The organism is Methylobacterium sp. WL19 (genome assembly GCF_008040005.1).
GTDB lineage: Bacteria > Pseudomonadota > Alphaproteobacteria > Rhizobiales > Beijerinckiaceae > Methylobacterium > Methylobacterium bullatum.
Window position 1 is genome coordinate 1 of record NZ_VRVC01000218.1, and the last position, 4,311, is coordinate 4,311.

4 protein-coding genes and 1 pseudogene are annotated in these 4,311 nt (G+C 68.5%); 2 read left to right on the plus strand and 3 right to left on the minus strand.

Annotation, left to right across the window (positions count from 1 at the left end; translation table 11 throughout):
• On the plus strand, window positions 1-638 hold a 638-nt coding region (locus tag FV220_RS24190; protein ID WP_147833494.1), incomplete at its 5' end, for an invasion associated locus B family protein.
• Window positions 639-749: 111 nt separating this feature from the next.
• On the opposite strand, the gene hspQ is transcribed toward FV220_RS24190, so the two are convergent.
• Window positions 750-1,103 (minus strand): heat shock protein HspQ, encoded by a 354-nt coding sequence (gene hspQ, locus FV220_RS24195; RefSeq protein WP_026175917.1) that lies wholly within the window; start codon window positions 1,101-1,103, stop codon window positions 750-752.
• Window positions 1,104-1,385: 282 nt separating this feature from the next.
• On the minus strand, window positions 1,386-2,438 hold the full coding sequence (locus tag FV220_RS24200; protein WP_147833495.1) for a CoA ester lyase: 1,053 nt from the start codon (window positions 2,436-2,438) through the stop codon (window positions 1,386-1,388).
• Between the two features lie 329 nt (window positions 2,439-2,767).
• Here FV220_RS24200 and FV220_RS24205 point away from each other — a divergent pair, with 329 nt between their 5' ends.
• Entirely contained in the window at window positions 2,768-4,048 is a 1,281-nt protein-coding gene (locus FV220_RS24205) for a patatin-like phospholipase family protein (RefSeq protein ID WP_147833496.1), read from the plus strand.
• A gap of 3 nt (window positions 4,049-4,051) precedes the next feature.
• Here FV220_RS24205 and FV220_RS24210 read toward each other — a convergent pair.
• Window positions 4,052-4,311: pseudogene (locus FV220_RS24210) on the minus strand (ubiquinone biosynthesis protein UbiH); the annotation flags it as partial.

Here is a 4,311-nt window from a genome sequence, read left to right on the forward strand (position 1 = left end):
CCCCGGCACCGGCGGCTCCGGCCACCCAGACCCCGGCCGCCCAGCAGCCGGCCGGCCCACAGATCGTCACCGTGAAGTCCGAGCCGTCTCAGGCCGACTGGACCAAGGTGTGCGGCAAGGACCAGAACACCAGCACCGACGTCTGCTACACCACCCGCGACTTCGTCTCCGACCAGGGCCAGCCCGTCCTCGCCGTGGCGGTCTACGACATGAAGAACGCCCAGCAGAGCGTGCGCGTGGTGCGCTACCTGCTGCCGCTCGGCCTGCTCCTCGGCCCCGGCATCCGCTTCACCGTCGATGGCCAGCAGGCGACCCCGGGCAAGTTCGCCGTGTGCTTCCCCAACGGCTGCTTCGCCGAAGCCGGCAATGTCGGTAACGACCTCGTGAATGCGCTGAAGAAGGGCACCACCCTCAACATCAGCGTCCAGAACCAGGCCCAGCGCGAGGTGACCTTCGCCGTGCCGCTGGCTGGCTTCGGCAAGGCCTTCGACGGCCCGGCCGTGGACCCGAAGGTGCTGGAAGAGCAGCAGAAGAAGCTCCAGGCCGAGCTCGAGAAGCGCAGCGAAGACATGCGCAAGAACCTGGAGAAGCAGAACGCCGCCGGTACCGCTGCCGGAAGTGCCGCTCCGAAGCCCTGAGACCGGCTCCTGGCCTCGATCCGAACATGAAAAAGGCCGGGCTCGTCGCCCGGCCTTTTTCATGCGCACATTCGACGACGGCGCCCCATGCCGTGGGGAACCGTCCCGCACTCAGTTCGCGTGCGCGCTCCGGAGACGGTAGGCGCCGTCCGAATCCCGCTCGAACACCTCCGGAATCCCGGCATGGCGCAGGGCCTCGCCGGATGTATCGGGAACGAGGTTCTGTTCGGAGACGTAGGCCACGTACTCGCTCTCCGCGTTCTCGGCGAGGAGGTGGTAGAACGGCTGGTCCTTGCGCGGCCGGACCTCCTCGGGGATCGCCAGCCACCATTCCTCGGTGTTGTCGAAGATCGGGTCCACGTCGAAGACGACGCCGCGAAACGGGTAGATCCGGTGGCGCACCACGGCGCCGAGGCCGAACTTGGCGGTGCGCGTCTGGGTTCCGGTGGGAGAGAGATCGGTCATGACGCCAAAATAGGATGCGTCGGACAGGTTGTCATCGGCGGCGTTGCCACGCCGCATCGCAAGGGGCCGTCCCGGTCTGCAGATCCCGGACGGCATCCGGCCGATCGCTTCGGGATCCGTGGCTGCGGGAAGCGGCGGTGAGGGGGGGTAGAACGAACGAGGCTGTGCCTGAGCCGCCCCCTCACCGTCGGCTGCCGCCTCGCTTCATGCCCCGACAAGGGGGCATGAAGCCCTCTCCCCGCGTGCGGGGAGAGGGAAGACCATCTCAGTTCGGGCCAGAGGTCACTTCAGGCCGTAGGTCTTGGCGAGCTCCGGGTCCTTCTCGGCCACCAGCCGGGCGAGGTCGACGATGACCTTGGCCTGCTTCCAGGTGGCGTCGTCCTGCATCTTGCCGTCGAGCATCACCGCACCGGTGCCGTCCGGCATCGCCTCGACGATCCGCACCGCGAAGGCGACCTCCGCCGGATCGGGGGCGAAGACGCGCTTGGCGATGGCGACCTGGTTCGGGTGCAGGGTCCAGGCGCCGGCGCAGCCCATGAGGAAGGCGTTGCGGAACTGGGCCTCGCAGGCATCCCCGTCCGAGAAGTCGCCGAACGGGCCGTAGAAGGCCTTGAGGCCGTTAGCCATGCAGGCATCGACCATCTTGGCGATGGTGTAGTGCCAGAGGTCCTGCTGGGCGCTGGCCCGGGCGGCGCCGTCACTCGTCGGGTCGGCGATGACGCGGTAATCCGGGTGGCCGCCGCCGACGCGGGTGGTCTTCATGCCGCGCGAGGCGGCGAGATCGGCGGGGCCGAGGCTCATACCGTGCATGCGCGGGGAGGCGGAGGCGATGGCGTCCACGTTGGCGACGCCCTCGGCCGTCTCCAGGATGGCGTGGACGAGGATCGGCTTAGCGACGCCGTGCTTCGCTTCGAGCTGGGCCAAGAGCTGGTCGATGTAGTGGATGTCCCACGGACCCTCGACTTTGGGCACCATCACCACGTCGAGCTTGTCCCCGACCTGGGACACGATCTCGAACAGGTCGTCGAGAATCCAGGGGCTGTTGAGGGCGTTGATACGGGTCCACAGGCCTGTGCCGGACGCGGCGAAATCGGTCGCCTGCGCCATGGCGACGAAGCCCTTGCGAGCCGCCTCCTTCTGGTCGACCGGCACGGCGTCCTCGAGGTTGCCGAGCACCACGTCCACGGTGGCGGCGAGGTCCGGCACGCGGGCGCGGACCTTGTCGTTGTGAGGCGGCACGAAGTGGATCATCCGCTCGAGCTTCACCGGCAGGTCACGGAACGGGGCCGGGGCGCCAGTGGCGAGGGGCTGGAAGAAGCGGCGCGGCAATTTCATGGGGTCTCGGGCTCCGTGTGTCGATCGATCGTCGGACTGGGTCATCGCTCTGGATATCGTATTCAGGACGATGCCATAGGATGTTCAGGGCGCATCATCTTTGCCGAAAACTCGGGTCGGACTTTTCGGGGTGAGGCTCTAGCCTCGAAGCGGTTAGTCAAGGTTACCCCCCACGTAAAGGCGGGTTCGAGGCGAAGACCACTTTCCCAACGACGTGCGCTGGCGCATGTTCGACGCAGGGGCCCGTGCAGCGGGTAGGAACCGGCGGGTACAGGCCGGGTTCTCGCAACAGAGGCGGGCGTTTCGAGACTCATCAAGGACACTCTCTCATGTCCGGATCATCGACCCGACACGGTCTCCTCTACGCTGCCGGCCTCGTCGCGATGCTGAGCGTCGCCGCGCCGGGCGAAGCCGCTCCGGCCCATGCGGGCGCTCCGGCGAGAACCGCTTCTCCCAGGGACTCCTCCAAGGCATCGCCCGCCAGAGCATCCGAGCGCGTGCCGTTCACGGCCGGTGACGCCGCCGAGGCCCGGCCCGACGGCCTGAAGGGCCAGCTACGGATCGCGGCCGACGACACCAAGGCATTCCAGAGCCTCATCGACGGGGCGAGCGCGGCGGCCGATCCGTGGCTTGTCCTGTCGGGTGGCGGCGAGAACGGGGCCTTCGCCGCCGGCCTCCTCAACGGCTGGTCGAAGGCCGGCGACCGGCCCGATTTCGGAATCATCACCGGGGTGAGCACGGGGGCGATGATCGCGCCCTTCGCCTTCCTCGGCTCCAGCGCCGATGCGACGCTGGCGCGGGCCTATACCGAGATCTCCGCCGCCGACGTGTTCGAGTTCGGCGGCACCAATGAGGCCCTCACCGATACCTGGCCGCTCAAGCGCCGGATCGACCGGATGGTGACGGGCAAGCTTCTCGCCGACATCGCCGCCGAGCACGCCAAGGGACGGCGCCTGCTGGTGGCGACCACCGCCGTGGACAGCGAGCGCCCGGTCCTGTGGGACATGGGCGCCATCGCCTCCGAGGGCAGCCCGAAGGCACTCGACCTGTTCCGCTCGATCATCCTCGCCTCCTCGGCGGTGCCGGGCGTGTTCCCGCCGGTGATGATCGACGTGGTCGGTACGGACGGGAAGCGCTTCCAGGAAATGCATGCGGATGGCGGCACCACGGCGCCGTTCTACCTGGCGCCGGAAGCCGCGATCCTCGGCAAGGCCAAGGTGAGGCTTCCCACGAGAACGGTCTACCTCGTGGTCAACAACACGGTGACACCGGACTTCCAGATGGCCACACGCACGACCCTGAGCGTGCTCGGCCGCGCGATGTCCGCCGCGATCAAGGCGCAGACCCGCGCGGCGCTCGCCCTCACGGAGCGTTTCGCCGAACGCAACGGCCTCGATCTCGAGGTGGCCGAGATCGACAACCGGTTCACGCGCACCAGCTCGGCACCCTTCGACCAGGATTACATGAAGGCCCTGTTCGCCCATGGCGAGAGCCTCGGGCGCGACGGCACCGCCTTCAGCCGCGGAACCCCCGCCACCTCGATCCCCACCGGATCGACGGGCGAACGTGTCGGGTCGGCGGAATCGCCGACGAGTCTCGCCCGGCGCTGACCGTCACCGCATCAGCGAGGGTGCGCCGAGGCGCGGCAGAACCCCCTCGCGCATGACGATGCGGCGCAACGGTCCGATCGTCGTCATCGCCAGGAGTCCGAGGCCGCGCAGGGCGTCGATGGGGATCAAAGAACTGAGCAGGCTGCGGTTGAGGGTGTCCACCGCCGCCGTGCGCAGGCGGGCATCCAGCGACCGGGACCGGGCAAAGCCGGACAGGGCCTGGCGCGCGCCGGGATCGCGCCCGTCCGAGGTCGCGGCCAGGA